Source organism: Ruegeria sp. B1 (genome assembly GCF_056535885.1).
The window spans coordinates 438,459-465,000 of sequence record NZ_JBQFJA010000001.1; the positions used below are offsets into that span (position 1 = coordinate 438,459).

A 26,542-nucleotide genomic window follows, 5' to 3' on the forward strand; every position below is an offset into this window, starting at 1 on the left:
GTCTATTCTGCCGCAGACAGTGTCAATTGGATTGAGTCTAGCCCATCAATTCCGCCCTCAATCACATCTCCTGCCTCAACCGGGCCAACGCCAGCGGGTGTGCCTGTCAGGATCAGGTCACCCGGACGCAAGTGATAAAACCCGGACAGATGAGAGATGATTTCGTCGACCTTCCAGACCAGTTCCCCAAGCGTCGCATCTTGCCGCGTTTCGCCGTTGACGCTCAGATGAATGCGCTTGTCGTCGTCCGGGGACCAGTCCGCTGCTTTTGTCAGGGATGCAAAGACCGCGCCGTTCTCAACATCCTTGCCTAGGTCCCACGGGCGCTGTTTGTTGCGCTCTCGAATTTGCAGATCGCGCCGCGTCATATCCAGCGCACACCCATAGGCATAGACGGCCGCCAATGCCTCTGCGCTGGAGGCACGAAACACTGGTTGCCCAATCCCCAAGGCCAGTTCCATTTCATGGTGATAGTTTGCGGTTCCCGGCGGGTAGGGCACCGTGGCGCCGGACAGAATCGCATTTGAGGCGGATTTGGTAAAGTAAAACGGTGCCTCGCGGTCCACGTCATGACCCATTTCGGCCGCATGGGCCGCATAGTTGCGACCAACACAGAAAATTCTGCCGATTGGGTACGCCGCCGCCTCTCCCCTAACCGGGATTGCAGCAGGTTCAGGTAGAGAAAACAAACTGTTCGACATGATGGCCCCCGTTTAGCTTGCATAAGCGGCATATTAGTAAACGCAGGACGACCGACAAGTCATGCGCGCGCGCCGGTTTTTGCCCACAGCTTTAGATTGTTTCGGCGCGAACCTGCCCAATTCTGCGTGTCCTGCGACCCAACGTTCCCCGATGCAGTCCGTTCCGCCTTTATAACCGCAGTCTCGCAAGATCGATGTTTTAGTTACAAAGGGCACGTATTTTGACCCGCTCTACTGACCAGAACGCAGTTGGACGGGCTCGGCACAGCTATTGCAGTGACGGGACCACCTCGCTTGGAAGATGCCGGGATCGTGCTATCTCTTATGTCACTACTGCGATTTACGGCGCGGTTTGGGGGCGGGAAGATCGACGTCTGGATGTAGACCGACACCTTTCTCCGCCACTGCCGAATGGTGGACCACAAAATCAAGACCGAATTGACGCTAAGACACCACTTGCGAACACAAAAACAAGTCGGCAATTGAGAACGACCGTTTCGGAGAGAGCGGACGAGATGTCCATCCCCCTGGACCCTATACGTCTGTTTTTGAACTGTATTTTCTGTTCATCAACTTCTCTGAAACGTTGGCCGGACCGTCTGGAAAGACAAGACGAGACCGGCCTCGGGCCAGGCACATAATCCAGTCCGGGTCTGGCCTCCCCGCCGGAGATATCCCCCTTACGTCTCCGGCGGGGCACCTCGACAGGTCGCTTCCGCCGCGCCTAGTTTTCCAGATCGCTCAACTCGTTCAGTAGGTCGAGCAACAGCTCATGATTTTCAGGTCCCAGCAGGGTTCTGAGGCGTTCGGCCTGTGCCATGCTCACCTCGAGATTGTCGTGAATGATCTGAACGCCGTCCTTACTGATCTCGACGACCTGCCGACGGCGGTCGACCGGGTGCGGGGACCGGACGATCAGCTTTTTGTGTTCAAGCTTCTGCAGAATGCGCGTCAGGCTGGGCAGCAAAAGACAGGCCCGTTCCGCTATATGCGTCGGCTCCTGTGGGCCTTCTTCATTCAGGACACGCAGAACCCGCCACTGTTGTTCAGTGACACCTGCGTCCGCCAGCAACATACGAATAGGCCCCATGACCTTTTCCCGCGCCCTCAACAGCGCAATAGGCAAGGATCGCGACGTCAGCGGAAGGTTGTGGGTCATAACAAAGCTTGGCCGAATTTACCGGTGTTCGCAAGCGGTTCACTATATCGGCCTTAAAACACTCAAACACCCTGTGTTAGAGACTTTGATACACCAATTGTAATCGCAGGGCTTTCCGCCGCATTTCTATCAATTGAAGCTCGGGCAAAGAAATTTAACCCTATGCCCCGACCATATTTCAGTGATCTCAAAGTCATTCAGCATCGGCCTCTCCCGTCTGATGTCTTGTTTTCCGAGCAAGGCCGTAACCGAGGCGAAATGTATGGCGGGATCAGGCGCGCATCTCTGCCGCCGCCTGTGCATACCCCCCTGACGCACCGTCTACAAAGTGGACGTGGTCGTCGCGCATGGCTGACGGCACAAAACAGGTCATCATCGCCTCATCCTGGGCATGGATACCATAGCGGATTTTACCCCGTCCGCGCGCGTCTTCCAGCATGCGTTCGATCTGGGACAGGGTCGCCGGATCGCAATCCAGCGTCATTTTCAGACCATCGTCAAATTTGCGGAAATCAGCGTTTCTGCTGACCATGCGTTTGTAGTGCTCGGGCTCGAAATTACCCATTCGTTTGCCGGTTTTGAACAACAGGCCGATCATCAAATTCTGACCCAGCAACAAAACCTTTTGTAAAAATACACTGCGCCCATTGCGGGACACATGCGCGTCGATGTCGACACCCGGTGGCGGCCAGTTGATGGGTGGACCATTCGCAGGGACCGGATGGCCTGCACGCTCCAACCCTTCGGATGCGGACAGGACGGATTGGGCCAGATCAGAGAAATCGCTCTCGGTCGCGGCAGATGTCGGCTGAACCACCAATGAAACGATCCGACCATGCCGCGCCGGGCTGTTCGACCAGCGGCAAGACAATCCTGTCAGATTGGGTTGGGCGCCCGGGTCCGCCGCGACGACCTCAAAGGCCCCCGCTTTCATCTGCGCCTCGGCCCAGGCCAAACCGCCACCTGAAAACATGGCATAGTCCACTCCGGTTGACGGCGCGTAGCGGGCCACCCGAAGGTCTTTGCCCGCTCTGCGGATTTCAACCACCGGAACCAACGCGGCGCGCAGCGGCATCGAAAACTCTTCCTCGGCCCAGCGCCGCAACGCTGCCAGCGTGACCCGCGCCGTGTCCGCTATGCTTGGCGGGATTGCAAAGCCCGCACCATCGCCACCAAAGACATATGGAAACAGTTTGCCGCCCATCGCGTTGATCATGGCCGAAATCACCGCCGCACCGACCATATTGACGGTCTTGTATCGACCCCGGGCAATTTCACCCGTCGAATCCACGATGTCCGCAACCCCAAGAATCCAGTCATCCGGGACGGTAGTAAAACGCACCGGATCTGCCAGCTGCGTGAAGTCGCGTTGCAGCGGAAGGGTCTCGTAAAAATCAGAATGGAGGTCTTTCATGGTCCCCCTCAAAAATGGATTAATGACCCGATAGTAGTTCGATCAAAATCGTTGTCCGTTTCCTGCAACATAGTACACGTGCTTGTGCGATTTACCATGGCATGCCAAGCATGCGCGCAAGAACGACAAGGGGACAATGAATGCAGGCAGGTTTGGTGGTGTTGTGCCTGGCTTATGTCCTCAGCCAGTTCTTTCGCGCCTTTCTGGCCGTTCTCAGCCTGGATCTGGAACGCGACATCGGAGCATCGCCCGAGGATCTGGCCTTTGCCTCGGGTCTTTGGTTTCTGGTCTTTGCAGCGATGCAAATCCCGGTAGGCTGGGCACTTGATCGCATCGGACCACGCCTGACAGCTGGGGTTCTCTTAGTTATCGGTGGCGCTGGTGGTGCTGTAACATTCGCGGCTGCGACCGCGCCCCTGCATGTCAGTATCGCCATGGCGCTGATCGGGGTGGGATGTTCTCCGGTCCTGATGGCATCCTATTACATCTTTGCCCGCGAATACCCGCCTGCCCGCTTTGCAACCTTAGCAGCAGTGATGCTGGGCGTGGGGTCGGTTGGCAACGTTGTAGCCTCCTACCCAACGGCCATCGCGGTCGAGTTGATGGGCTGGCGTTTAACGATGCTCACCCTTGCGGTGATCTCGGCCGCCATCGCGCTGGGCATCTTGGCAAGCGTCAGGGAACCCGCCCGCGTCGTGTCCGAGCATAAGGGGTCCGTGCTGGACTTACTGAAACACCCCGCCTTGCTGCTGATCATGCCACTGATGCTGGTAGCCTATGCGCCCGCGGCCGCGTTGCGCGGACTTTGGGCCGGTCCCTATCTGAATGAGGTGTTTGGACTGGACACCACACAGATCGGAACCGCGACGCTGGTGATGGGGGCGGCGATGATAACTGGAACCTTTGTTTATGGCCCGCTTGATCGCCTTCTGGGAACGCGCAAATGGGTCGTCTTTGGCGGCAACGCGCTGGGCGCTGTGTCACTGGGCCTGTTATGTCTGTGGATCGACACTGCGGTCTGGGTGTCGGTTGTATTACTTGCTGTGATCGGGTTTCTGGGGGCAAGTTTTCCGGTCATCATGGCCCATGGCCGCGCCTTTGTGCCGCCGCATCTGATGGGGCGTGGGGTGACCCTGCTGAATCTCTTCGGCATTGGAGGCGTCGGTATTGCGCAGTTTGCGACAGGTCGGATTCACGCTGCCACCGTGGACGTTGGCCCGACGGCGCCCTACACGGCCATATTCGCGTTTTTTGCGGTTACGCTTGCTATCGGCTGCGCGATCTATCTATTCAGCCGGGATAGCGTGGACTGAGATATGGATCAGGAGAGCCCGGTGAACGACCCCGTTGTCATTGCCCCCAATCTCAAACGCAGACTGTCCGGCGTGACGGCAACGATTGCGCGGTTGGTGCCGGTGCAGGCGCAATGGATCGACATTGCCGCAACCGGACCGGGCCTGCCCGCATCCGTCCCGCACGTTCCACTGAGCCGCCTGCCCTTTCTGTCCCGTCGCAAACTGCGCGTCTGGCACGCGCGGCGAAACACCGAAATGCTGCTGGGTTTGGTCTTGCGCGGTCTCTTTCGGCTGAGACTGAAGCTGCTGTTCACCAGCGCCTCTCAACGTGCCCATACCGGCTACACAAAATGGCTGATTCGCAGGATGGATGCGGTTGTTGCCACATCGCGCAAGACCGCCGGGTACATGGAGCGCGATGCTCAGGTGATCATGCATGGGATCAATCTGCAGGACTTTGTGCCACCGCAAGACAAGGCAGCGCTGCGTGCAGAGCTGGGCCTGCCCGACGGGTTGATGCTGGGCTGCTATGGCCGCATCCGTCAACAAAAAGGCACCGACGCCTTTGTTGACGCAATGATCGATCTGTGTAGGCGGTTCCAGGACGTCTCGGGCATCGTCATGGGGCGCGCCACCGAGCAACACACCGGGTTTCTGAACGAGTTGAAAGATAAGGTCGCGCAAGCCGGGTTGGCGGATCGTATCCTGTTTATGCCCGAGGTGACCGTCGACCAGATCACCCAGTGGTATCAGGTATTGGATCTGTTCATCGCCCCGCAACGTTGGGAGGGCTTCGGCCTTACCCCGCTGGAGGCGATGGCCTGCGGCGTGCCGGTTGTCGCCACCGATGTCGGGGCATTTTCCGAGATCGTGACAGACCCAGCTTTGGGTCGGGTTGTCGCGCCGGGGGATGTTGCGGCGCTTGCCGATGCGGCGGCAGGCATGCTGGGGGACCGTGATTCCCTGTCGCGCGCGGGTCGGTCTGCGCGGGCTCATGTCGAACAGAATTTCGATATCAATGGCGAGGCCAGAGCGCTGGTCGCCCTGTACGAGCAGCTTCTGAGCGACTGAACCGCCTCAAATCCGCGTCAATCTTTCCAATCGCCTGCAAAAGCCCTTTTTTCTTTTCTGCATCGCGGCTATGAACGCGCGTCCTTTATTCAGGAGACTAAGAATGGGCTATCGCGTCGTCGTCGTCGGCGCCACAGGTAACGTGGGCCGCGAAATGCTGAACATCCTGGTAGAACGCCAGTTCCCCATCGATGAACTTGCCGTTCTGGCAAGCCGTCGGTCATTGGGGACAGAAGTTAGCTTCGGCGACACAACGCTTACGACCAAGGATCTGGACACATTCGATTTCACCGGCTGGGATATGGCGCTGTTTGCCGTCGGCTCCGAAGCGACCAAGATTTACGCGCCCAGGGCGGCGGGGGCTGGTTGCGTGGTGATCGACAACTCGTCGCTCTATCGCTACGACCCGGATGTTCCGCTGATCGTGCCTGAATGCAACCCGCAGGCGGTCCACGATTACGCCAAGAAAAACATCATCGCCAATCCCAACTGCTCGACCGCTCAGATGGTGGTCGCGCTGAAACCGCTGCACGACCGCGCCAAGATCAAGCGCGTCGTGGTGTCAACCTATCAGTCGGTCTCGGGCGCGGGCAAAGAAGGCATGGACGAGTTGTGGGATCAGACCAAGGCTGTTTACAATCCCACTACAGATGTTGAGCCGAAGAAGTTCCAAAAGCAGATCGCCTTCAACGTCATTCCGCATATCGACGCCTTCATGGAAGACGGTTCGACCAAGGAAGAATGGAAGATGGTTGCCGAAACCAAAAAGATCGTCGATCCGTCGATCAAGGTGACAGCCACCTGCGTCCGTGTTCCCGTGTTCGTCGGCCATTCCGAGGCCGTGAACATCGAGTTCGAGGAATTCCTGGATGAAGATGAGGCCCGCGACATCCTGCGCGAAAGCCCGGGTGTCATGGTGATCGATAAGCGCGAGGCCGGTGGCTATGTCACACCGATTGAATGCGTCGGTGATTTCGCCACCTTCATCAGCCGGATCCGTCAGGACTCGACTATCGAAAATGGCCTGAACCTGTGGTGCGTGTCGGACAACCTGCGCAAAGGTGCCGCGCTCAACGCGGTTCAGATCGCGGAACTGCTTGGCCGTGAGGTTCTGAAAAAAGGCTGACCTGCTTGAGGTCGCTGCCTTGAAGCATCAAAACCCGCCTCCAAACAGGCGGGTTTTTTGGTCGTGGTGCTTCCGCCAGTACAAGGCTGCACACGCCATGACCCCTATTCCTAGAATATCGTCGCCACAAACCGGAAGAACGACAGATATGCAATTCCTATTGTTTGGGAGTTTGTGAGAATTGTATAGGCCAGGCCCCAGAAGATGGCGATCGGAGCTGTCAAAGCCACCGCAAACAAGGCGCCGATCCCTGCACATGCTCCCGCGCGTTTCAACCAGTCGTTCGCCTGGGCGTCAAACTCAACCCAAAGAGCGGTCCGCCATGTCTTGGGAACAACGGACACAAGGGTCAGGCTCGACAAGGACAAGTGAATTATGGTTGGCAAAAAGGTCGAAAAGAGCATTCCGTAAACCCAGAAGAACTCTGATTTTCGTTCCGCGATACCGTCCAGTATCAGATTGACCGGATAGGCGCTCCCCGTCGCGGTTCGATCCAGAAACGCCATGATGGCAACAAGCGTCGCGCCGAGGACACTAAAAAGCAGCGCCGCTAGGACCACGTCGAGGGCACCGTAGGCCACGGCCAACCATCCCTTGGATCTGATACCCAAACGCACAAGAGTCAGTGTCAGAGCATAGGAAACATAGTCGAACACCGCGTTCACAAATGGCAGAATACCGATGTAAAGAAATCCTGATCGCAAGACGATGTTTGCCTCGTATCTGCTAAGGACAAAAGAGGCCGCTATAACCGACCCGCACCAAAAGGCAGAACACAAAAGGCAGGCCAGAAACCCCATTCCGTTGCGGATCAGAAATGTGATCAAAAAGTATATTATCGATCCGACAAAAAAGCTGAATGTAAGGACGAGCACGGTCAGCAAGAGGGCTTCGATAACGTTGTCCACCGGAGAAATTAAGACGGTAAATATCGACGTTGAAAAAGCGCAGACAATTCCTACGAACAATCCGCTGTTCCTGATGCCAAAAAGAAGAATTGGGACCAAAACCGCACCAAAGGCCGCGTTTTCTAGGATTCTGTTGAACGCACCCAGTTCAACATTGCGCAGAAACCCAAACAAAAGGCAGAACACCACAATGATCGGCCAAGCCCAAATTCCGAGTTTTTCATGAGCGGATCCGGAAATCAGTGCCACCGCCACAAGCACAATCACACATGATGCCAGTCGCTCGAGCAGGTTGGCGTCTATGAATAGCTTTCCTTCCCCGATATTGGCGCCGCTGCCGGTGATCATCCAAAGGAGAATGGAAAATCCCGCAGGGTAAATTATCGCCAAACGCAGCGCGAAATCGAAAACCGGCCATCCCCACGGATTGGAGGAAATCCTGACCGCCTCTTGGTTTGTCTTTACATCCAGCTTGGATTTACGTGACAGCCAACCGAAAAACCCGTCTTCCTCTTTTTCTTCTTTCTGAACACCCGGCTTGGCGGCCGCCTGAAGCGAGGCCAGGATGCTGCCCACCATCCAACGGTAGGCCTTGGCGCGTTCCGGAAAATCAACAAGCCATTTTTTGACCCTTTTCCGGTCAGAGGCATACCCTGCGGCAATTCCACAATACGCGGCGGCAGCGATCCAGACTATGCCGAACAACACTAAAAAAAACGGGCCGCTTATCGCGCCGAGGAAGGTCAATATCAATGAAATTACCTGCAAATGCACCTCCTACAGGTATTTTGCTGTCCGGCTGGGTTGGGGCTAAATTCGCATTGGATGTGGCACGGTGTAATAGTGACGCGTCATTGCTTTGGGCGGCGCTTCACGTTTGGGCCTGAACCCCAAACCTGACAATTGCGCAACCGCCCGTTCCGGGCCCGATTGGACAGGGCCGGTGCGATCAACCGCCTTCGACCAAGGTTTTGAGATTTTCCAGTCCGCGTTCATAATCGCCGCCGACCCAGTCATCCATCATTACCCCCATCCACCGCATCATCGGGTTCAGACCCAGCTCTGATTCAAACCCCCATGTCACCTTGGTCTCATCCCCTTCGGGTTGCAGAGTGAATGAGGCAGACGCCGTTCCCATGTCCCCGAAATCCAGCGCGGTCTTAACGACTTGGTTTTCCACGCTCTCGGTGATCTCTTGCGTGCCCGTGCCAACCTGCGGGTGCTCGGAACTCCAACTCAGCGTGTTGCCGACACCGGTATCGGGACCAGAGTAGGTCAGATTGGTTTCCGGGTCGCGCGTCAGCCAGGGCGACCATTTCTCGGTCTCCTGCATCGAGTTTATGTAGGGAAAGATCGCGTCTGCCGGTGCGTTAATAGTAATGCTGCGGGACACTTCCGCCTTGCCCGGCAACAGGTACGAAACACCGACCAGAACCAAAATGAGGACGATGAGGACACCAAGAATACGTTTAATCAATTTCATGTCGCGCTCCAAATCTTAAAACACACAGGCGGATCATACAAAAAAAACGCGCGATGTCAGCGTCGTGATACGCATCGCACCCAGTGCTGTGTGAATTGGAGGTCAGACCGGGACAAACTTTTTCTGATAAGGGTCGAAACACTCTAGCCCGCCCGCACCGATATCGGTCCACAATCCGTGCAGGCTGAGCGCATCCCGCCCGACCGCCTCAGACACAAAGGGAAAGGTCATCAGGTTGTCAAGCGACGCAACGACGGCGTGCTTTTCAAACTGGCGGGCCTGTTCGATGTCGTCCTCGACATCGGCAACGAGATCGTATTTCGGTTTCAGGATGTCCATCCAGCGGCCAACAAAGCTCTCCTTGGCCTCCAATTGCGGGGCGTGGCCCTTGCACATGTCGATGCACCCCTGAACGCCGCCACACTGGGAATGACCCAGAACGATCAAATGTGCGACCTTCAGCGCGGTAACCGCATATTCGATGGCAGCGCTTGTGCCGTGATGATCGCCATCCGGTGCGTAAGGTGGGACGAGGTTGGCAATATTGCGGTGAATAAAGAACTCGCCCTGGTCGGCCCCGAAGATCGAGGTGACATGTACCCGGCTGTCGCAACAGGAAATCACCATGGCACGCGGCCGTTGCCCTTCATCCGCCAGACGCCGGTACCAGACCTGATTTTCGGAATACGTTGTGGCCTTCCAACCGTGATACCGCTTGACCAGATAGGTTGGCAGAGGTTTGGCTACGTCCATTTCGGTGTCCCTGTTCTTATTGCTGCGGGATGCTCTAAACCGAATTCAACGAAAATTCGAGCCATTATCCAATTCCAGCGCAAGGATTTGCAAAGGAATTCGCCCACATTGTTGGCGTACGCCGTGGGGGCGTAGAAACTGGGGTGAATGTGGTGGACAAAGTAATTGCGCTTGAACACAAGGAATCCGTGCATCTGGATCCGGATCGTCTGCATGGCTTGTACCGGCAATTGGGCGACAAGAATGCGGTGGACGTTCTGTGCCGCACGATCGAGGAACTGGCTATGCGCCTGTCGAATTGCGAACGGTACTGGCGGCAGCGTGACTGGGTCGATCTGCGCAAATGTGCCAAATCTCTGGTCGCCATTTCCGAACAGATCGGGATGACCGCGCTGGCCCGGGTTGCCGGCGATGTGGCGCAGGCCGTGGATGCAGGTGACGCGGTGGCGACCGGCGCCACGCTGGGCCGGTTGATCCGGGTCGGCGAACGGTCGCTGACCGCCGTGTGGGATCAACAGGACCTTTCCGTCTGACGGGGGTTGCAGGCACATCGCGGGCCGTTAGTCTGGGCGCGGATTGAACCAGCCGAGATGCCAATGCCCCTGAGATTTAGCCCACCCTCTGATGACACCTTGCCGCTGCACGTGGTGGCAAAACCCGATCTGGACGACTGGGTACAGGATCAGGCAGAGCATGTTCGGGCGTGGGTAGACGCCTATGGGTTTTCGAGCGCAATTGGGGAAACACTGTTGGTGCCGAGCCCGGATGGCACGCCAGAGATGGCGCTGGCAGGATACGGGGCCGAGGGTAAACGCACCCGCAAACGCTTTGTTCTGGCGGCCGCGGCCGAAGCGCTGCCACCGGGCAGCTATCGTATTGCCTCGGGCGTTCCTGCGGAGCGGCTGGATATGGAGTGTTTCGGCTGGCTGATGACAGGCTATTCATTTGATCGCTACGCGTCGCAATCGCCCGCCGGAGCTGTTCTGGTCGCGCCAAACAATGTCGATGTCACGCGGATCGAAGCCATGGCAAACGCCGAGGCGCTGACCCGCGACCTGGTCAACACACCCGCTTCGGACATGGGGCCAGAGCAGCTGCAGGCAGCGGCAGAGGCTTTGGCACAGGAATTTGGCGCGTCCTGCACGACAGTCACCGGCGATGCGTTATTGGAGCAAAACTTTCCGATGATTCACACGGTCGGGCGTGCGGCCGCGCAGGCACCGCGGTTGATCGATATGACCTGGGGCCACAGCGGCCCGTCACTTACGCTGGTCGGCAAGGGCGTCTGTTTCGATACGGGCGGCCTAAACCTGAAACCCGGCGCGTCTATGGGGCTGATGAAAAAGGACATGGGCGGGGCCGCCAACGTGCTGGGACTGGCCCGGATGATCATGGCATTGGAACTGCCGCTGCAATTGCGCGTGCTGATCCCGGCGGTCGAAAACGCGGTGGCTGGCAACGCGTTCCGGCCCGGAGACATCCTGACATCCCGCAAAGGACTGACAGTCGAGATCAACAACACCGACGCCGAGGGGCGGCTGGTGCTGGCAGATGCACTGGTACTTGCGGATGAGGCAAAGCCCGATCTGGTGATTTCGATGGCAACGCTGACAGGTGCTGCGCGCGTGGCGTTGGGGCCGGATCTCGCGCCATTTTACACAGATGAGGATCGTATCGCCAACGCCCTGTTCCAAGCGGCGCAGAAAGCCGCAGACCCGGTGTGGCGCATGCCCTTTCACGCACCGTACGAGGCCATGATAGAGCCGGGGATCGCCGATCTGGACAACGCACCCTCCGGAGGGTTCGCAGGGTCGATCATCGCCGCGCTGTTTCTACGGCGCTTTGTTCAAAACAGCGCCTACATGCATTTCGACATCTATTCGTGGCAACCCAGCAAAACCCCCGGGCGCAGCAAAGGCGGGCTGGGTCAGGGCCCGCGCGCAGTGCTGACCGCATTGCCTGACATTCTGGGCCTATGACCCGCAGACGCATCATAAAACCGGTCGTCGATTTGCTCCGCGCACCGGGCGGACCCCGTGATCGCCAGTTGCTCTATGGCGATACGGTACAGATCACCAAAAGCGAGGCGGGATGGAGCCAGGTGACCTCCGACAAGGACGGCTATCCCGGCTGGGTCGCGACGGACCAACTGGGAACCGATCTGCCCGCGTCACATTGGATCAACGTACCGGCGACACACGCCTATGAGCAGGCGGATATGAAAAGCCGTGATCTGACATCACTGAGTTACGGCAGCAAAGTACAGGTTCTGTCGGAACAGGGTGAATTTCTGGAAACCGAGCTTGGCTATGTTCCGTCTGCACATTGCGCGCTGATTTCAGAACAACCAACCGACCCGGTCGCGGTCGCTGAATTATTTCTGGGCACGCCTTACCTGTGGGGTGGCAACAGTTGGTTCGGGCTGGACTGTTCAGGTCTGGTACAGGTTGGATTGCTGGCGTGCGGTCTCCCGTGTCCCGGCGACAGCGGTGACCAGGAACACGCATTGGGCACCGCCCTGCCAATCGACACGACTGCCATACGCGGCGACCTTCTGTTCTGGAAAGGCCACGTCGCCTGGGTATCCGGCGACAATATGCTGTTACACGCCAATGCCTGTCACATGGCGGTGGCTTTCGAACCCATGGACACGGCAATCGACCGGATACTGGCGCAGGGCGACGGCCCTGTGACCTCTCACAAGCGGCTCTAGTCCAGGTTCACCGCCCGGATCAGCTTGCGTTCAAGAACGCGCAATACCGTGCGCAGGTCATGGCCGCGTTTCAGGATCTGTCCGTCCATGCCTACGACCGAGTACATACCTTGTCGCGATCGCAGTCGCGGGTCCTTTTCCACCCGATAGATCGGATGCTCGGCCGTACGCCTAAAAATCGAAAAAACGGCTATGTCACGTAGGTTAGAAATACCGTAGTCCCGCCATTCTCCGGCAGCGACCATACGGCCATACACGGACAGAATTTGAGACATTTCGCGCCTGTCGAACGCGACCGGCAACTGGGCCGGGCTTGCAGAGAACCGGCTAGGAGGCTGCATGTTCATGAGCCCAGCCTTGCCGGAAACCTGTTGCAAATCAAGCCCGCGGCGATCACGAGCGACAGTTTCCGGGGCTCTGTCGGATTTTTGTCTTGCTTCGAAAGGGTTTAATCGGCTTCGGGGATACCTATGTCATATCCAATGCCAACTGATACTGGTTCAGACAAAAGGGTTCGGTGATGAAAATCTCAGCCGTATTGGCAACATGCGCCATCGCAATTGCATCCCCGGCTTTTGCCGGTCCGCAATACATCGATGGTACCGGATACGCGGTCTCAGGCTACGATGTGGTTGCGTATCGCAACCTTGAACAATCGCCTGTCGGCACAGCCCAACCCAAAGGTGTCGAGGGCCGCGCGTCGATCACTGCCGAATACAACGATTCGACCTGGGCTTTTGCAACCACCGAGAACCGGGACACGTTCCTTGAGAACCCGACCTACTACGCACCGCAATTTGACGGGCACTGCGCCTATGGCGTTTCCAAGGGCGGCAAGGTTCCCGGCAATCCAAACCTGTGGCGGATCGTCGATGACAAGCTCTATCTGAACATCACCAAGACAGTGGTTGGCTTCTGGGAAGAGGATATTCCCGGCAACATCGCTTTGGCAGACAAAAACTGGCCCGGAATTGAAAGCGACCCTGCCTCGACAAATGTCATTCCGAACTTCACATCCGAGGCCCCCATAAAGGACTGAGGCGGATCAGCGGCGCCCGACCTGACGGCAGATCAGAATGACTGGCAACAGACCCACCGCCAGAATAACCAGCGACGGTACCGCCGCGCCCTCAAGCCGCTCGTCCGAGGCCAGCCGGTAGGCCTGAACCGCCAGCGTGTCAAAGTTGAACGGTCGCATGATCAACGTCGCAGGCAGTTCCTTCATCACATCGACAAAGACGATCAGCAAAGCGGTCAGCAGCGAAGGGGTCAGGATCGGCAGATGAACGCGTCGCAGCGTGCCCAAGGGGGTTTGACCAAGGGATCGCGCTGCGGCATCCATATTGGCGTGCACCGTACTTTGCCCGCCTTCATAGGCGCTCAACGCCGCTGCCAGAAACCGTACCATGTAGGCAATCACCAGCAGCCAGATCGATCCGGTGAGCAATAATCCGGTCGAAACGCCGAACGTTTGCCGCATCCAGGCATCCAGTGCATTGTCAAAGGCTGCAAACGGAACGATCAGCCCCACGGCGATGACCCCGCCGGGCACGGCATAGCCCAGCCGGGCAATATAGGTGGCCGTCGAAGAGCGTCTGCCCGGATTAATGCGTTGGAAAAAACCGACACTGATGGCCGCGCAGACGGTGATGATCGCGGCTGTACCGGCAAGGATCAGAGAGTTTTGGATAAACCCGACATAACGCCGCGACATCAGGTTCTGTTCAGACCCCAGACCCATCTCAAACAGAACAATCACGGGCAGCAGAAATCCGAACAGAACCGGAATGGCGCACAACACGAACGCCCCGGCTGCTTTCCAGCCCGTCAGGTCTGCAGCGGGATGGGCGGCGTGCTGTTTGCCGGTCTGATAATATTTGGCCTTTCCGCGCTGAAGGCGCTCGGTCGCCGCTATGACCAGAGCAAAGCCAAGCAGGCACAAGGCAAGCTGTGCAGCCGCTGCGCGGTCGGCCATGGAAAACCAACTGGTGTAAATCCCCGTGGCAAAAGTCTGGACGCCGAAATAGGATACCGTACCAAAATCAGCAATGGTCTCCATCACCGCCAGCAAAACGCCACCGGCAATGGCCGGACGGGCCATCGGAAGCGAAACCCGTTTGAATGCAAGCCAAGGATTGTTGCCCAGCGCCCGCGCCGCCAGATAGGCCGTGGCGCTTTGCTGCAAAAAGGCTGCTCGCGCCAGCAGATAGACATAGGGATAGAGGACCAGGATCAGCATCAACGCGGCGCCCTCGGTCGAGCGGATTTCGGGGAACCAGTAGTCACGCGGCCCCCAGCCTGAAACCTGTCTCAACGTCGTCTGGACGATGCCGGGATGATCCAGAATGAACGTATAGGCATAGGCCAGCACATAGGCCGGGAAAGCCAGAGGCAGAACCAGCGCGACCTCAAGCATACGCACCCCGGGAAACCGGGTCATGGTCACCAGCCAGGCGGCCCCAGTTCCGATGGCGAATGTGCCGATAGCGACCAGAAGGACCAGGATTAGTGTGGTCGTCGCGTAACGGGGCAGAACGGTCTCCGCCAGATGTGAGATCGTGTCGGTTCCGCCTGTGATCGCCGCCAACAACACGGCCACCATGGGGAGCAGGCAGGCTGCGGCGACAGCATAGGTGACCCAACCCAGCAACCGGGACCCCAGCGCAGTGTGACTGCGCGAACCATGTTCTGAGTTATCGGTCTGAGCCATACATCCGGCTTTTGTGGAACGAACGCGAAAGGTTCGCCTTTAATCGACCAAAATGCTCGGAAACGCCAGTGGGCGGGTCAAGAAATCTGCGGCGCATACTGCCGCAGATGCCATGTATGCCGTCACTCGTAGACGCGCTGATCCTCGATCACCAAACCGTCCTTGGGTAGTGATCCCGGGGCCACAACTTCGATTGCGCCCTTCAGTTTCAGCACTTCGGCAACGGATTTGGCATAGGCCATGTCATCGCTGCGCGGGCTTTCGATCTGGACGGTCATCGTATCCATTTCGCCCTGGCGGGCCGCAATGACACGCGCCTTGACGATTTCCTCGTGCTTGTCCACCAGCGCCGCCACCTGTTCGGGGCGCACGAACATGCCTTTGATCTTAGTGGTCTGGTCCGCACGACCCATCCAGCCCTTGATGCGCATATTTGTGCGGCCGCACGGCGATACGCCTGGCAGAACCGCTGACAAATCACCCGTTGCAAACCGGATCAGAGGATAGTCGGGGTTGAGCGTGGTCACCACGACTTCGCCCACGTCGCCCGGTTCAACCGGCATTCCCGTACCTGGGGTCACAATCTCGACGATCACGTGCTCGTCGATGATCATCCCCTCCACTGCCGCGCTTTCGTAAGCAATGTTACCGAGATCGGCTGTTGCATAGCACTGCAGACAGGAAATGCCCCGGTCCGCATAGTCCTGACGCAGCGACGGGAACAAGGCCCCCCCGCCGACAGCAGCCTTTGAGAAATGCAGCTTGACGCCCATGTTGTCGGCCTTGTCCAGGATCACCTTGAGGTAATCGGGTGTCCCGGCATACGCGGTACATCCGATGTCGCGGGCCGCTGTCACCTGCAACTCGGTCTGCCCGGTTCCGGCGGGCAGGACGGCTGCGCCAACAGCGCGTGCGCCATTTTCGAAAATCATTCCGGCTGGGGTCAGGTGATATCCGAAACAGTTCTGGACAATATCACCGGCGCCAATCCCGGCCGCATTCAGGAACCGACCCATGCGCCACCAGTCGTGATCCGTCCCACCCGGCTCGTAGATCGGGCCGGGGGACTGGAACACATGATGAAACTGGTGCGCGGGTTTGATGGTAAAACCGCCAAAAGGTGACCGCTCGGCCTGCGCGCGGATCAGATCGGATTTGCGCAAGACCGGCAGGGATGGCAGATCGTCAATCGACTGGATCGCGTCGATATCCGCACCGGCCAGATGTCCGGCAAAACCGGCGGCGGATTTGGCCCGCACAATCTGCTCCCGCAACGCTACGGATTGGTCAGAGGCGCGTTTGTCCGCCGAGCGCGTCTCAAGTGCGTCGAAATAGGTCATCGCCAGATCCTCCATCCGCTTACAGCCACCTCTTGCGGCGGCGATAAGATCGCACGTCGCGGAAGCTTTTGCGGCCTTCCTCGGACATGCCGAGGTAGAATTCCTTTACATCCGGGTTCTCACGTAGTTCGGCGGCGGGTCCGTCCATCACCACACGACCCGATTCCAAAATGTATCCGTAATGCGCAAACCGCAGCGCCACGTTTGTGTTCTGCTCGGCCAGAAGGAAGGATACGCCCTCTTTCTCGTTCAGGTCCTTTACAATGCCGAAAATCTCTTCGACGAGTTGCGGGGCCAGACCCATCGAAGGTTCGTCCAGCAGGATCGTCTCGGGCCGCGACATCAGCGCCCGCCCCATCGCAACCATTTGTTGTTCGCCGCCCGAGGTATAGCCAGCCTGCGACCGGCGCCGCTCGGCCAGTCGCGGAAAATAAGTATAGACCAGATCAAGGTCCTTCTGAATTGCGGCCTTGCCATCCTTGCGGGTGTAGGCCCCGGTCAGAAGGTTTTCTTCGACTGTAAGGTGTTCGAAGCAATGGCGGCCTTCCATGACCTGGATGACGCCCTTTTCGACTAGATCGGCAGGGTCGCTCTCATGCACGCTTTGACCGCGATACTTGATCGAGCCCTTGGTAACCTCGCCACGTTCGGAATGCAGCAGGTTCGACACCGCCTTGAGCGTCGTCGTCTTGCCTGCACCGTTGCCGCCCAGCAATGCGGTGATCCCGCCCTTCGGCACAGTCAGGCTGACGCCTTTCAGCACGAGGATCACGTGGTTGTAGATCACCTCGATATTGTTGACCTCAAGCAGGGTGTCCGCCTGCACGTCAGTGGTTTGTGCCGCATCCAGCATCAGCGTGTATCCTCATGCCACGTGTTGGGGTCAGGGCGGCGGCTGACCGCCGCCCCGGTTTCATTGACGCATCAGTTGCAGCGCGACTCGATGTTGTTTTCCGCCGCGTAAGCTGCGGAATCCGCGTCGATCAGGGCGCCGATCACCTCACCATCCGTTGGTTTAAAGTCCGAAATCAGGGTCCAGGTCTTGTTCATCGCATCCCACTGGGTCACGCCAACCAGCGCGTCGCCGCCGTGGTTTTCACACGAGACTGAGAATGTCGGGCCAAAGTTGGGCAGGCCCAGTTCAGTCATTTTCGCCTCGGTGATCTCCAGCGCTTCCATGCCATCACGCATTTCTGCGGGTGTAATGTCAGCATTGCCCGAAAGTTCCTGTGCTTTCTTGATGGCTTCGCCGGCCAGCATCGCCGCATAGAGACCGCGGTTGTACAGAACCGTACCGACCTGATCCCCAGCACCAGCGGCCTTGCCTGCGTCGACGACATATTGCTGCAGGTCATCGAACAGCGGGAAGTCGGTGCCCACGTTGTGGAAGGTCAGTGCCTTGTAGCCATTGGCGGCTTCACCCGCAGGCAGCACGTCATTTTCCGAACCCGACCACCAGATACCGATGAAGTTTTCCATCGGGAACCGGATGTTGGCAGCCTCTTGCACAGCGACCTGGTTCATCACGCCCCAGCCCCACATCAGGACGTAATCGGGCTTGTCGCGACGGATTTGCAGCCACTGGGACTTCTGTTCCTGACCTGGATGGTCAACCGGCAGGGCCACCAGTTCAAAGCCGTGCTTCTTCGATAGCTCTTCCAGTGTGCGAATCGGCTCCTTACCATAGGCCGAGTTATGGTAGACCAGCGCGACTTTCTTGCCGCTCATATCACCATTGTTGGCCTCAAGCAGATAGTTGACCGCGCCCGAAGCGCCATCCCAATAGTTTGCAGGGTAATTGAACGTGTGGCTGAATACGTCGCCGTTCTTGGCTGAAGTTCGGCCATAGCCCATTGTGTGCATCGGGATGTTGTCAGCCGTCGTTTTTGGGATCAACTGGTAGGTAATACCTGTTGAGAGCGGCTGATAGACCAACGCACCTTCACCCTTGGTCGCTTCATAGCATTCCACGCCCTTTTCTGTGTTGTAACCGGTCTCGCATTCGACGACGCGGATCGGAACACCGCCGATACCACCGTCCCGCTCATTCAGCAGGGTGAAATAGTCGTTGTAGCCATCCGAGAACGGAATTCCGCCCGCAGCGTAAGGCCCTGTACGATAGCTGAGATCCGGAATAACCAGATCCGCCAGTGCCGGCCCTGCGGCCATCAAGGCGCCCAGCGCCATGGTTGCCAGTTTCGTCTTCATCGGGTGTCTCCTCCCTTGATTGATCCGATGGTGTATTCGGGCTTTGCACCCGTCTTGTGATTGGGCTCGTCCCGCCTAGTGGGGGAAGGGCCAGAGTCTGAGTTTTTCCTTAGCCAGACGCCAGAGCTGCGCCAGCCCGTGTGGCTCGAGAATGAGGAACATGATGATCAGCGCACCGACGATCACCAGCTGCAGGTGCGCCACGATATCCGTGGGCCAGCTCAGCACATCCACGCCCACAACTTTCAGAACAACCGGCAACAGCACCAGAAACGCCGCCCCTGCAAACGATCCAAAGATTGATCCCAGCCCGCCAATGATGACCATAAACAGCACCAGGAAGGATTTCTGGATGCCAAAGACCTCACCTACCTCGACCGCACCAAGGTAGACGGCAAAGAACAGTGCGCCCGAGATGCCGACAAAGAAGGAACTCACAGCAAAGGCGGTTAGTTTGGCCTTGAGCGGGTTCACCCCGATGATCTCGGCCGCGATGTCCATGTCGCGGATCGCCATCCAGGTCCGGCCCGTGGTGCCTCGGGTGAGGTTACGCGCAATGATCGCACTGGCCGTCAAGAAGACCAGACAGAACAGATAAGCAGCCCAGGCGGGCGCATTCGGGCCGGTGATGATGATGCCGAACACTTCCCGTTCCGGCGCGTTGATCTGGCCCGAAGCCGAATAGTTGTAAAACCAGCTTACCCGGTTGAAAAGCCAGACAAGGAAGAACTGTGCCGCCAGCGTTGCGACCGCCAGATAAAATCCCTTGATCCGAAGGCTCGGTAAGCCAAACACCACGCCCACCAGCGCCGTGATCCCGCCGGCCAGCAGCACATGGATGAACATGCTGACATCCGGGAACGCCGTCATCAGCTTGTAGCAGGAATATGCACCCACCGCCATGAACCCACCGGTGCCCAGCGAGACCTGCCCGCAATAACCCACGAGAATATTCAGCCCGATGGCCGCAATTGCGTAGATCAGAAAGGGTAGCAGTAGCGCGTTCGCCCAATAGTCGTTGATGATGAACGGGATGATCCCAAACGCCACGGCCAGCACGACATAGTACCGGTACCGGTCGAACTTGATCGGGAACGTCTGGCTGTCATCAATGTACGAGGTTTTGAAATCCCCGGCCTCACGATAGAACATATCTTACTTTCCCCATTCTTCCTGTGCCCGGTTTCGGGCTTCGGCATCCAGTTGATTGGACCCTTTGGCGTATCCGCTCGCCTCTGAGGCACGCACCAGTTTCATGTAGGCCAGAATGCCGGTCACCAGCCCGGCAAACGCCAGCACTGCCGCGATCACCAATTGGCGGTCGCTTAGATCGTCGGTGGTCAGCGCGATGTATCCGAAGGCCCAGAACCCGGCCCACGCGATCACATTGATGATGGCGATCAGCTTGGTCATCGCTACACCCTCTCGATGATCTTCTCACCGAACAGACCTTGCGGTCGGAACACCAGGAAGATCAGCGCCAGCACGTAAGCAAACCAGTTCTCCGTCGCGCCACCCAACGCTGGGCCAAGTGCGAATTCGAACAGCTTCTCGCCCACGCCGATGATCAACCCACCGACAATAGCGCCGGGGATCGAGGTGAAGCCGCCCAGCATCAGCACCGGCAGCGCCTTGAGCGCAATCAACGACAGCGAGAACTGCACGCCTGACTTGGTGCCCCACATGATGCCAGCGACCAAAGCGACAAACCCGGCAACCGACCAGACCATAATCCAGATGAAATTCAGCGAAATCCCAACAGAAAGGGCCGCCTGGTGATCATCTGCCACCGCCCGCATCGCGCGGCCTTGCTTGGTGTACTGGCTGAACGCCACCAGTGCTGCCACAAGCAGTGCTGCGATCACAGTCGCCACAATGTCCAGATTGTCGATGAAGAAGCCGTAGCCGAAGATGTTGTAGGTGCGCTCATCAATCCAAAGGTTGATCCCTTGCGGCAAACCCACATCCAGCGTCTTGATCTCGGATCCCCACATCAGGTCAGCCACACCCTCAAGGAAATAGGCCAGCCCGATCGTCGCCATGAACAGGATGATCGGTTCCTGCCCGACCAGATGGCGCATGACAAACCGCTGCACCGCCCAGGCGAGAAACACCATCACCACCATGGTCAAAAGAATCGCAAACAGCGCCGGCACGTTCCATCCGAAGTAATGGATATGCGTCCCAAAGATGGCATTGATCAGGTGGGAAAACGGCACCTGGCCGTTCATGATCCCCACCAGCGTCATCGCGGCAAAAAGGGCCATCACACCCTGGGCATAATTGAAAATCCCGGACGCTTTGTAGATCAACACAAAGCCCAGCGCGACCAGAGCATAAAGCACCCCGGCCATCAGACCGTTGAGGATGACCTCCATCGCAAATACGAGTTGTTCAGGCATGCGAGCCCCTCCCCAATTCTGCCCAGAGCCTAGTCATGGCTGACCCCCAGATAGGCGTCGATGACTTCTTGGTTGTTGCGCACCTCGTCGGGTGTGCCGTCGCCAATCTTGCGCCCGTAATCCATCACAACGACCCGGTCGCTCAGGTCCATCACCACACCCATGTCATGCTCGATCAAGGCGATTGTGGTGCCGAACTCGTCATTCACGTCCAGCACAAAGCGGCTCATGTCCTCTTTCTCTTCGACGTTCATGCCGGCCATCGGCTCATCCAGCAGCAAGAGCTTGGGCTCGGCCGCCAGCGCGCGGGCCAGTTCGACGCGCTTCTTTAGTCCGTAAGGCAGACGGGACACCGGCGTTTTGCGTATGTGCTGAATTTCAAGAAAGTCGATGATTTTTTCGACAGCCTCACGGTTTTCGGTTTCCTCCGCCTCGGCCTTCCCCTTCCACAGCGCCTGCTGCAGAATGTTGGTTTTCATAAAGTTCAGACGCCCCGTCATGACGTTGTCCAGAACGCTCATGCCTTCGAACAGGGCGATGTTCTGGAACGTCCGCGCGATCCCCTGACGGGCCACCTCATAGGGCCGCATCTGAGGGCGTTTGGCCCCATGGAACCAGACCTCGCCCTCTTGCGGGACATAGAAGCCCGAGATCACGTTCAGCATCGAAGACTTCCCGGCCCCGTTCGGCCCGATAATGGCCCGGATCTCACCTTCGCGGATGTCGAATGAGATATCCTTGATCGCCACCACACCGCCAAAGCGCAGGGTGATATTCTTCATCTCCATCACCACTCCGCCGATCTTGCGGCCATCTTCGGTGACATACCCTTCGGCGTTATCCAGCATCAGTCACTCCCTGACTTGCGAAAATACCGGACGGCGGGCGGGGCGATAACCGCAGGTCGAGCGGCGCACGTCCGCCCCTCATTCCGCCGCTACCTTGTGCTGAGCCGCTGCCACAACCGGCGCATCGACGATTTCCAGCGTGGCACTGATCGATCCCTTGCGCCCATCTTCATAAGTCACCTCTGTTGTGGTCGAAACGCTGTCCGACCCGTCATAAAGCGCGGCGATGATGTCGGCATATTTGTCCTCGACAAACCCACGGCGCACTTTGCGGGTGCGGGTGATTTCACCATCATCCGCGTCCAGTTCCTTATGCAGAACCACAAAACGATGCACCTGGCAGCCCGACAGCATTTCATCGGCGGCCACCGATTTGTTCACCTCTTCCACGTGGGATTTTATCGTCTCCAGCACCCGGGGATGTCCCGCCAATTCCTGATAGGACGCATAAGCGATGTTGTTACGCTCCGCCCAGTTGCCGACCGCTGTCAGATCGATATTGATAAAGGCCACGCAGCGGTCCTTGCCGTTTCCGAACAGGACAACTTCCAGAATATCGGGGTAGAATTTCAGTTTGTTCTCGACATATTTCGGAGCAAACATTGACCCGTCAGCCATTTTGCCCACATCCTTGGCCCGGTCGATGATCCGCAGGTGGCCCGAGTTTTCCTCGATGAATCCGGCATCCCCAGTTGCCACCCAACCCTCGGCATCCTTGGTCGAGGCGGTGGAATCCGGGTTCTTGAAATACTCCACAAACACACCGGGTGAGCGGTAGTAGATCTCACCGGAGTCATCGATCCTCAACTCGACGTCCGGCGCAGGTACGCCAACCGTGTCCGCCCGTACCTCTCCATCCGGCTGGACGGTAATGAACACGGTCGCCTCGGTCTGACCGTAGAGCTGTTTCAGGTTGATCCCCAGCGAGCGATAAAAGTCAAAGATTTCCGGCCCGATTGCCTCACCCGCCGTATAGCCAACGCGGAAACGGCCATAGCCCAGAGTGTCCTTGAGCGGGCCGTAGACCAGCATATTGCCCAACGCGTATTTCAGCCGATCACCAAAGCCCACCGGTTTGCCGTCCAGCAACAGGCCACCCACTTTCTTGGCGTGCGCCATGAAGTGGTGGAACATCCGCTGCTTCAACTTCCCGGCATCTTCCATCCGGATCATCACATTGGTCAGCTGTGTCTCGAACACACGCGGTGGGGCAAAGAAATAGGTTGGTCCGATCTCGCGCAGATCGGTCATCATGGTTTCTGCGCTCTCGGGGCAGTTCACACAGAACCCGCACCAATAGGCCTGACCGATGGAAAAGATGAAATCCCCGACCCAGGCCATTGGTAGGTATGACAGGATGTCTTCGCGCCGGTTCAAATGATCGAACTCAGCCGAATTCTTGGCGCTCTCAATCACGTTCCGGTTGGACAGGACCACGCCCTTGGGCTTGCCGGTGGTGCCCGACGTATAGAGCATCACGCAGGTGTCGTCATAGGTGATCTTGGATATCCGCCGATCCAGCTCGGCATCAAAGCGCTGATGCCCGGCGCTGCCCTCGGCCATGATGTCCTCAAGGGCATTCATCTGAGAATGGTCATACTTCCGCATCCCGCGCTTGTCGGTGTAGAGGATGTGTTTGACCTGATGCAGGTTTTCCTGGATCTCGATGACCTTGTCGACCTGCTCCTGATCCCCGCAGACAACATACTTGGCGCCGCAATGCTCCAGCACATAAGCCATCTCTTCGGCGACCGAGTCCTGATACAGCGGCACCGGAACTGCGCCGACCATCTGCGCGGCGACCATCGACCAGTAATGCGCCGGCCGATTGCGCCCAATCACCGCGATGTGGTCGCCCTTTTCTACGCCAAGTTCCAGAAAACCCAATGCAAGCGAGCGCACCTCGGCCGCCGTCTCAGCCCAGGTCCAGCCTTGCCAGATTCCGAACTCTTTCTCCCGGTAGGCCGGGGCATCCCCGAACTGCGTCGCATTGCGGTGTAGAAGCGCCGGAAGGGAGTCCAATCCCTCGGCGCCTGACTGCGTCTGAGCCACTCTTATCTCTCCTCCCCATCCGGCCCCTCCTCCGGGCCGGAAACGGCGTGCCCGAGCAAAGCCCGAACGCCGATGCCCCGATTAGGGACAGCCGCACGATCAGCGTCAACTTTTTCCTGATGTTTTCTCAATTCTTACGAATTGTAACAGAGGAGGCGGGTGGTCTTTCGAGCTGTGCAAGATATCAATCAACGAAACTGGAAAACTCAGCAGAAAGGAAGATTGGAGCGTCTCCGGAAGCGCCGACACATACCTCTCCATTCAGATGGCACATATTCTGCTCATGGGGGACTACAGGTGGCCGAATCCACAAAACCCGCCCTTACGATACGATTTCGCCCCCAGCCGGATTCGACCTCAGAAGAACCGGTTCAAACTGCCATTGGATTTGTTGCAGTGCTTTGACCATTGACCTTCGATCCTGTCGCAAGTTTTTCCGAACCTGCCAGGTCGGGCGTCATTCTGTTGACGCGTGTTCTAAAAGGAAGGCGCAGACCGTGGCGATCTCATTCAAGGGTGTGCACTTTCGGCTGATTAAAAGCAGATACAGGCTGATTCGAACTCAGGTGTCGACTTTTCAAAACCCCTATCCCTTCGGCAACTCGATTACACCACCGGCTGGTGCCTTGGATGCTACGGGCGGTTCTGTGACGCTGGTTGCGGGAGTAGGATTTGAACCTACGACCTTCAGGTTATGAGCCTGACGAGCTACCGGGCTGCTCCATCCCGCGACACTTAGCGTTGGTCTACCGCCTATTCGGTTACTTGAGACCATAGTTGGCCTACCGCTTACGCTGCTTGAGGCCGGGGTCGAATATGTTTGATCGTTTTAGAGAGATTGTGGGCTTTTGCTAGGTTTGGCGGTGACCTACTCTCCCGGGGCTTAAGCCCAAGTACCATTGGCGCGGCAGTGCTTAACTTCCGGGTTCGGGATGGGACCGGGTGTTTCACTTGCGCTATGACCACCAAACCGAGGAAAAGCCCACGTCGCTGTTTTTGCGGAGCAAAAAAGCGACGCGCAGGAGGCAGCGTATTCGCGAAGCGGATGCCCGTTCCTGCACGGTTGTTATGTCAATCAACATCATCGTTTGAAGCGACGAAGTTATCCTTGGTCAATGTTGGTGTATGTTTTTGATTTGTCTTTCTGTTACTGGATCAAATCAAGCCTATCGGGCGATTAGTACCGGTCAACTGAACGCATTACTGCGCTTACATCTCCGGCCTATTGACGTGGTGGTCTTCCACGGCCCTCAGGGAGACCTTGTTTTGAGGGGGGCTTCCCGCTTAGATGCCTTCAGCGGTTATCCTGTCCGATCATAGCTACCCAGCACTGCCGTTGGCACGACAACTGGTCCACCAGTGGATCGTTCACCCCGGTCCTCTCGTACTAGGGGCAACTCCTCTCAAGTCTCCTACACCCACGGCAGATAGGGACCGAACTGTCTCACGACGTTCTAAACCCAGCTCACGTACCTCTTTAAACGGCGAACAGCCGTACCCTTGGGACCTGCTCCAGCCCCAGGATGAGATGAGCCGACATCGAGGTGCCAAACACTGCCGTCGATATGGACTCTTGGGCAGTATCAGCCTGTTATCCCCGGCGTACCTTTTATCCGTTGAGCGATGGCCCTTCCACTCGGGACCACCGGATCACTATGGCCGTCTTTCGACTCTGCTCGACTTGTCAGTCTTGCAGTCAGGCTGGCTTCTGCCATTGCACTCAACGAGCGATTTCCGACCGCTCTGAGCCAACCTTCGCGCGCCTCCGTTACGCTTTAGGAGGCGACCGCCCCAGTCAAACTACCCGCCACGCAGGGTCCCGGATCCGGATAACGGACCGCGGTTAGACATCAAGAGTGCGAAGGGTGGTATCTCAAGGGTGGCTCCACAGGTACTTGCGTTCCTGCTTCAAAGCCCACCACCTATCCTGCACATCACAATCCTGATGCCAGTGCGAAGCTGTAGTAAAGGTGCACGGGGTCTTTCCGTCTAACCGCGGGAAGCCTGCATCTTGACAGGCAATTCAATTTCGCTGAGTCGATGTTGGAGACAGCGGGGAAGTCGTTACGCCATTCGTGCAGGTCGGAACTTACCCGACAAGGAATTTCGCTACCTTAGGACCGTTATAGTTACGGCCGCCGTTTACCTGGGCTTCAATTCAAGGCTCTCACCTCTCCTTTTAACCTTCAGGCACCGGGCAGGCGTCAGACCCTATACGTCGTCTTGCGACTTCGCAGAGCCCTGTGTTTTTAATAAACAGTCGCCACCCCCTGGTTTGTGCCCCCAGCCCCTAGTTGCCTAGGAACCGGGCCTCCTTCTCGCGAACTTACGGAGGTATTTTGCCGAGTTCCTTCAACAT

General features: G+C 57.6%; 23 protein-coding genes, 1 tRNA gene and 2 rRNA genes (1 of these 26 running past the window's edge). 7 read left to right on the forward strand and 19 right to left on the reverse strand.

The features are described from left to right. Positions 1 to 2: 2 nt before the first annotated feature. The 3 genes from ACR3ES_RS02195 to ACR3ES_RS02205 all read right to left on the reverse strand — a co-directional run bounded on the left by ACR3ES_RS02195 (position 3) and on the right by ACR3ES_RS02205 (position 3,274). Positions 3 to 701 carry a fumarylacetoacetate hydrolase family protein gene (locus ACR3ES_RS02195; RefSeq protein WP_170434196.1) on the reverse strand — a complete coding sequence of 233 codons (699 nt, stop codon included), beginning with the start codon at positions 699 to 701 and terminating at the stop codon, positions 3 to 5. A gap of 724 nt (positions 702 to 1,425) precedes the next feature. Next, positions 1,426 to 1,860, reverse strand: coding sequence for a homoprotocatechuate degradation operon regulator HpaR (gene hpaR / locus ACR3ES_RS02200; RefSeq protein WP_170434198.1), 435 nt, complete (start codon positions 1,858 to 1,860; stop codon positions 1,426 to 1,428). A gap of 271 nt (positions 1,861 to 2,131) precedes the next feature. Further along, complete coding sequence (locus ACR3ES_RS02205; protein ID WP_170434199.1) at positions 2,132 to 3,274, reverse strand: DUF3095 domain-containing protein; 1,143 nt, start codon at positions 3,272 to 3,274, stop codon at positions 2,132 to 2,134. 140 nt (positions 3,275 to 3,414) lie between these two features. On the opposite strand from ACR3ES_RS02205, the gene ACR3ES_RS02210 reads away from it, so the two are divergent. From ACR3ES_RS02210 to ACR3ES_RS02220, 3 genes are all read left to right on the forward strand, one after another. Continuing rightward, positions 3,415 to 4,587, forward strand: a complete 1,173-nt coding sequence (locus ACR3ES_RS02210) for an MFS transporter (RefSeq protein WP_480424733.1) — start codon at positions 3,415 to 3,417, stop codon at positions 4,585 to 4,587. A gap of 3 nt (positions 4,588 to 4,590) precedes the next feature. Further along, on the forward strand, positions 4,591 to 5,640 hold the full coding sequence (locus tag ACR3ES_RS02215) for a glycosyltransferase family 4 protein (RefSeq protein ID WP_170434203.1): 1,050 nt from the start codon (positions 4,591 to 4,593) through the stop codon (positions 5,638 to 5,640). Between the two features lie 103 nt (positions 5,641 to 5,743). Then, the gene (locus ACR3ES_RS02220; protein ID WP_170434206.1) at positions 5,744 to 6,766 is read left to right on the forward strand and encodes an aspartate-semialdehyde dehydrogenase; all 1,023 of its coding nucleotides are present in this window, start codon (positions 5,744 to 5,746) and stop codon (positions 6,764 to 6,766) included. A gap of 110 nt (positions 6,767 to 6,876) precedes the next feature. Here ACR3ES_RS02220 and ACR3ES_RS02225 read toward each other — a convergent pair whose 3' ends face one another. From ACR3ES_RS02225 to ACR3ES_RS02235, 3 genes are all read right to left on the reverse strand, one after another. Next, a complete protein-coding gene (locus ACR3ES_RS02225; RefSeq protein WP_170434208.1) occupies positions 6,877 to 8,442 on the reverse strand; it encodes a hypothetical protein in 1,566 nt (521 codons plus the stop codon). Positions 8,443 to 8,623: 181 nt separating this feature from the next. Then, complete coding sequence (locus ACR3ES_RS02230) at positions 8,624 to 9,157, reverse strand: SRPBCC family protein (RefSeq protein ID WP_170434210.1); 534 nt, start codon at positions 9,155 to 9,157, stop codon at positions 8,624 to 8,626. 102 nt (positions 9,158 to 9,259) lie between these two features. Further along, entirely contained in the window at positions 9,260 to 9,910 is a 651-nt protein-coding gene (locus ACR3ES_RS02235; RefSeq protein ID WP_170434212.1) for a carbonic anhydrase, read from the reverse strand. Positions 9,911 to 10,053: 143 nt separating this feature from the next. Between ACR3ES_RS02235 and ACR3ES_RS02240 the strand changes: the two genes are divergently transcribed. The 3 genes from ACR3ES_RS02240 to ACR3ES_RS02250 all read left to right on the forward strand — a co-directional run bounded on the left by ACR3ES_RS02240 (position 10,054) and on the right by ACR3ES_RS02250 (position 12,623). Then, entirely contained in the window at positions 10,054 to 10,443 is a 390-nt protein-coding gene (locus ACR3ES_RS02240) for a hypothetical protein (RefSeq protein ID WP_170434214.1), read from the forward strand. Between the two features lie 63 nt (positions 10,444 to 10,506). After that, the gene (locus ACR3ES_RS02245) at positions 10,507 to 11,889 is read left to right on the forward strand and encodes a M17 family metallopeptidase (protein ID WP_170434216.1); all 1,383 of its coding nucleotides are present in this window, start codon (positions 10,507 to 10,509) and stop codon (positions 11,887 to 11,889) included. Beyond that, on the forward strand, positions 11,886 to 12,623 hold the full coding sequence (locus ACR3ES_RS02250; protein ID WP_170434218.1) for an NlpC/P60 family protein: 738 nt from the start codon (positions 11,886 to 11,888) through the stop codon (positions 12,621 to 12,623). The genes ACR3ES_RS02245 and ACR3ES_RS02250 overlap by 4 nt, the downstream gene beginning before the upstream one ends. Here the strand turns inward: ACR3ES_RS02250 and ACR3ES_RS02255 are convergent. Next, positions 12,620 to 12,970: a DUF2794 domain-containing protein gene (locus tag ACR3ES_RS02255; RefSeq protein WP_170434219.1), complete on the reverse strand. Its 351-nt coding sequence runs from the start codon at positions 12,968 to 12,970 to the stop codon at positions 12,620 to 12,622. The two genes, ACR3ES_RS02250 and ACR3ES_RS02255, sit on opposite strands and share 4 nt — an antisense overlap. Positions 12,971 to 13,143: 173 nt before the next feature. On the opposite strand from ACR3ES_RS02255, the gene ACR3ES_RS02260 reads away from it, so the two are divergent. Beyond that, complete coding sequence (locus tag ACR3ES_RS02260) at positions 13,144 to 13,662, forward strand: YHS domain-containing (seleno)protein (RefSeq protein ID WP_170434221.1); 519 nt, start codon at positions 13,144 to 13,146, stop codon at positions 13,660 to 13,662. A gap of 6 nt (positions 13,663 to 13,668) precedes the next feature. Here the strand turns inward: ACR3ES_RS02260 and ACR3ES_RS02265 are convergent, their stop codons facing one another. From ACR3ES_RS02265 to ACR3ES_RS02320, 12 genes are all read right to left on the reverse strand, one after another. After that, entirely contained in the window at positions 13,669 to 15,333 is a 1,665-nt protein-coding gene (locus tag ACR3ES_RS02265) for an ABC transporter permease (RefSeq protein WP_480424735.1), read from the reverse strand. A 122-nt stretch (positions 15,334 to 15,455) separates the two neighbouring features. Beyond that, the gene (locus ACR3ES_RS02270) at positions 15,456 to 16,673 is read right to left on the reverse strand and encodes an acyl-CoA synthetase family protein (RefSeq protein WP_170434225.1); all 1,218 of its coding nucleotides are present in this window, start codon (positions 16,671 to 16,673) and stop codon (positions 15,456 to 15,458) included. Positions 16,674 to 16,692: 19 nt separating this feature from the next. After that, positions 16,693 to 17,526: an ABC transporter ATP-binding protein gene (locus tag ACR3ES_RS02275; protein ID WP_170434227.1), complete on the reverse strand. Its 834-nt coding sequence runs from the start codon at positions 17,524 to 17,526 to the stop codon at positions 16,693 to 16,695. Positions 17,527 to 17,597: 71 nt separating this feature from the next. Then, entirely contained in the window at positions 17,598 to 18,881 is a 1,284-nt protein-coding gene (locus ACR3ES_RS02280; protein ID WP_170434229.1) for an ABC transporter substrate-binding protein, read from the reverse strand. 75 nt (positions 18,882 to 18,956) lie between these two features. Then, positions 18,957 to 20,033, reverse strand: coding sequence for a branched-chain amino acid ABC transporter permease (locus ACR3ES_RS02285; RefSeq protein WP_170434231.1), 1,077 nt, complete (start codon positions 20,031 to 20,033; stop codon positions 18,957 to 18,959). A 3-nt stretch (positions 20,034 to 20,036) separates the two neighbouring features. Beyond that, positions 20,037 to 20,294 carry a hypothetical protein gene (locus tag ACR3ES_RS02290; protein ID WP_170434233.1) on the reverse strand — a complete coding sequence of 86 codons (258 nt, stop codon included), beginning with the start codon at positions 20,292 to 20,294 and terminating at the stop codon, positions 20,037 to 20,039. 2 nt (positions 20,295 to 20,296) lie between these two features. After that, on the reverse strand, positions 20,297 to 21,283 hold the full coding sequence (locus tag ACR3ES_RS02295) for a branched-chain amino acid ABC transporter permease (protein WP_170434235.1): 987 nt from the start codon (positions 21,281 to 21,283) through the stop codon (positions 20,297 to 20,299). Between the two features lie 29 nt (positions 21,284 to 21,312). Continuing rightward, the gene (locus tag ACR3ES_RS02300) at positions 21,313 to 22,131 is read right to left on the reverse strand and encodes an ABC transporter ATP-binding protein (protein ID WP_170434237.1); all 819 of its coding nucleotides are present in this window, start codon (positions 22,129 to 22,131) and stop codon (positions 21,313 to 21,315) included. A gap of 78 nt (positions 22,132 to 22,209) precedes the next feature. After that, complete coding sequence (locus ACR3ES_RS02305) at positions 22,210 to 24,183, reverse strand: AMP-binding protein (protein WP_170434239.1); 1,974 nt, start codon at positions 24,181 to 24,183, stop codon at positions 22,210 to 22,212. Positions 24,184 to 24,837: 654 nt separating this feature from the next. Continuing rightward, positions 24,838 to 24,914, reverse strand: a tRNA-Met gene (locus ACR3ES_RS02310). Between the two features lie 124 nt (positions 24,915 to 25,038). Further along, positions 25,039 to 25,153 (reverse strand): 5S ribosomal RNA (rrf, locus tag ACR3ES_RS02315). A 186-nt stretch (positions 25,154 to 25,339) separates the two neighbouring features. Then, a 23S ribosomal RNA gene (locus ACR3ES_RS02320) occupies positions 25,340 to 26,542 on the reverse strand (it continues 1,663 nt past the right edge of the window).

What these genes read in the sequence shown, in the direction of transcription:
- ACR3ES_RS02280 (WP_170434229.1), bottom strand. Translation starts at nt 18,881, where the DNA reads ATGAAGACGAAACTGGCAACCATGGCGCTGGGCGCCTTGATGGCCGCA.
- ACR3ES_RS02255 (WP_170434219.1), bottom strand. Translation starts at nt 12,970, where the DNA reads ATGAACATGCAGCCTCCTAGCCGGTTCTCTGCAAGCCCGGCCCAGTTG.
- hpaR (WP_170434198.1), bottom strand. Translation starts at nt 1,860, where the DNA reads ATGACCCACAACCTTCCGCTGACGTCGCGATCCTTGCCTATTGCGCTG.
- ACR3ES_RS02235 (WP_170434212.1), bottom strand. Translation starts at nt 9,910, where the DNA reads ATGGACGTAGCCAAACCTCTGCCAACCTATCTGGTCAAGCGGTATCAC.
- ACR3ES_RS02230 (WP_170434210.1), bottom strand. Translation starts at nt 9,157, where the DNA reads ATGAAATTGATTAAACGTATTCTTGGTGTCCTCATCGTCCTCATTTTG.
- ACR3ES_RS02220 (WP_170434206.1), top strand. Translation starts at nt 5,744, where the DNA reads ATGGGCTATCGCGTCGTCGTCGTCGGCGCCACAGGTAACGTGGGCCGC.
- ACR3ES_RS02210 (WP_480424733.1), top strand. Translation starts at nt 3,415, where the DNA reads ATGCAGGCAGGTTTGGTGGTGTTGTGCCTGGCTTATGTCCTCAGCCAG.
- ACR3ES_RS02285 (WP_170434231.1), bottom strand. Translation starts at nt 20,033, where the DNA reads ATGTTCTATCGTGAGGCCGGGGATTTCAAAACCTCGTACATTGATGAC.
- ACR3ES_RS02270 (WP_170434225.1), bottom strand. Translation starts at nt 16,673, where the DNA reads ATGACCTATTTCGACGCACTTGAGACGCGCTCGGCGGACAAACGCGCC.
- ACR3ES_RS02215 (WP_170434203.1), top strand. Translation starts at nt 4,591, where the DNA reads ATGGATCAGGAGAGCCCGGTGAACGACCCCGTTGTCATTGCCCCCAAT.
- ACR3ES_RS02205 (WP_170434199.1), bottom strand. Translation starts at nt 3,274, where the DNA reads ATGAAAGACCTCCATTCTGATTTTTACGAGACCCTTCCGCTGCAACGC.
- ACR3ES_RS02300 (WP_170434237.1), bottom strand. Translation starts at nt 22,131, where the DNA reads ATGCTGGATAACGCCGAAGGGTATGTCACCGAAGATGGCCGCAAGATC.
- ACR3ES_RS02245 (WP_170434216.1), top strand. Translation starts at nt 10,507, where the DNA reads ATGCCCCTGAGATTTAGCCCACCCTCTGATGACACCTTGCCGCTGCAC.
- ACR3ES_RS02250 (WP_170434218.1), top strand. Translation starts at nt 11,886, where the DNA reads ATGACCCGCAGACGCATCATAAAACCGGTCGTCGATTTGCTCCGCGCA.
- ACR3ES_RS02295 (WP_170434235.1), bottom strand. Translation starts at nt 21,283, where the DNA reads ATGCCTGAACAACTCGTATTTGCGATGGAGGTCATCCTCAACGGTCTG.
- ACR3ES_RS02260 (WP_170434221.1), top strand. Translation starts at nt 13,144, where the DNA reads ATGAAAATCTCAGCCGTATTGGCAACATGCGCCATCGCAATTGCATCC.
- ACR3ES_RS02265 (WP_480424735.1), bottom strand. Translation starts at nt 15,333, where the DNA reads ATGGCTCAGACCGATAACTCAGAACATGGTTCGCGCAGTCACACTGCG.
- ACR3ES_RS02275 (WP_170434227.1), bottom strand. Translation starts at nt 17,526, where the DNA reads ATGCTGGATGCGGCACAAACCACTGACGTGCAGGCGGACACCCTGCTT.
- ACR3ES_RS02290 (WP_170434233.1), bottom strand. Translation starts at nt 20,294, where the DNA reads ATGACCAAGCTGATCGCCATCATCAATGTGATCGCGTGGGCCGGGTTC.
- ACR3ES_RS02195 (WP_170434196.1), bottom strand. Translation starts at nt 701, where the DNA reads ATGTCGAACAGTTTGTTTTCTCTACCTGAACCTGCTGCAATCCCGGTT.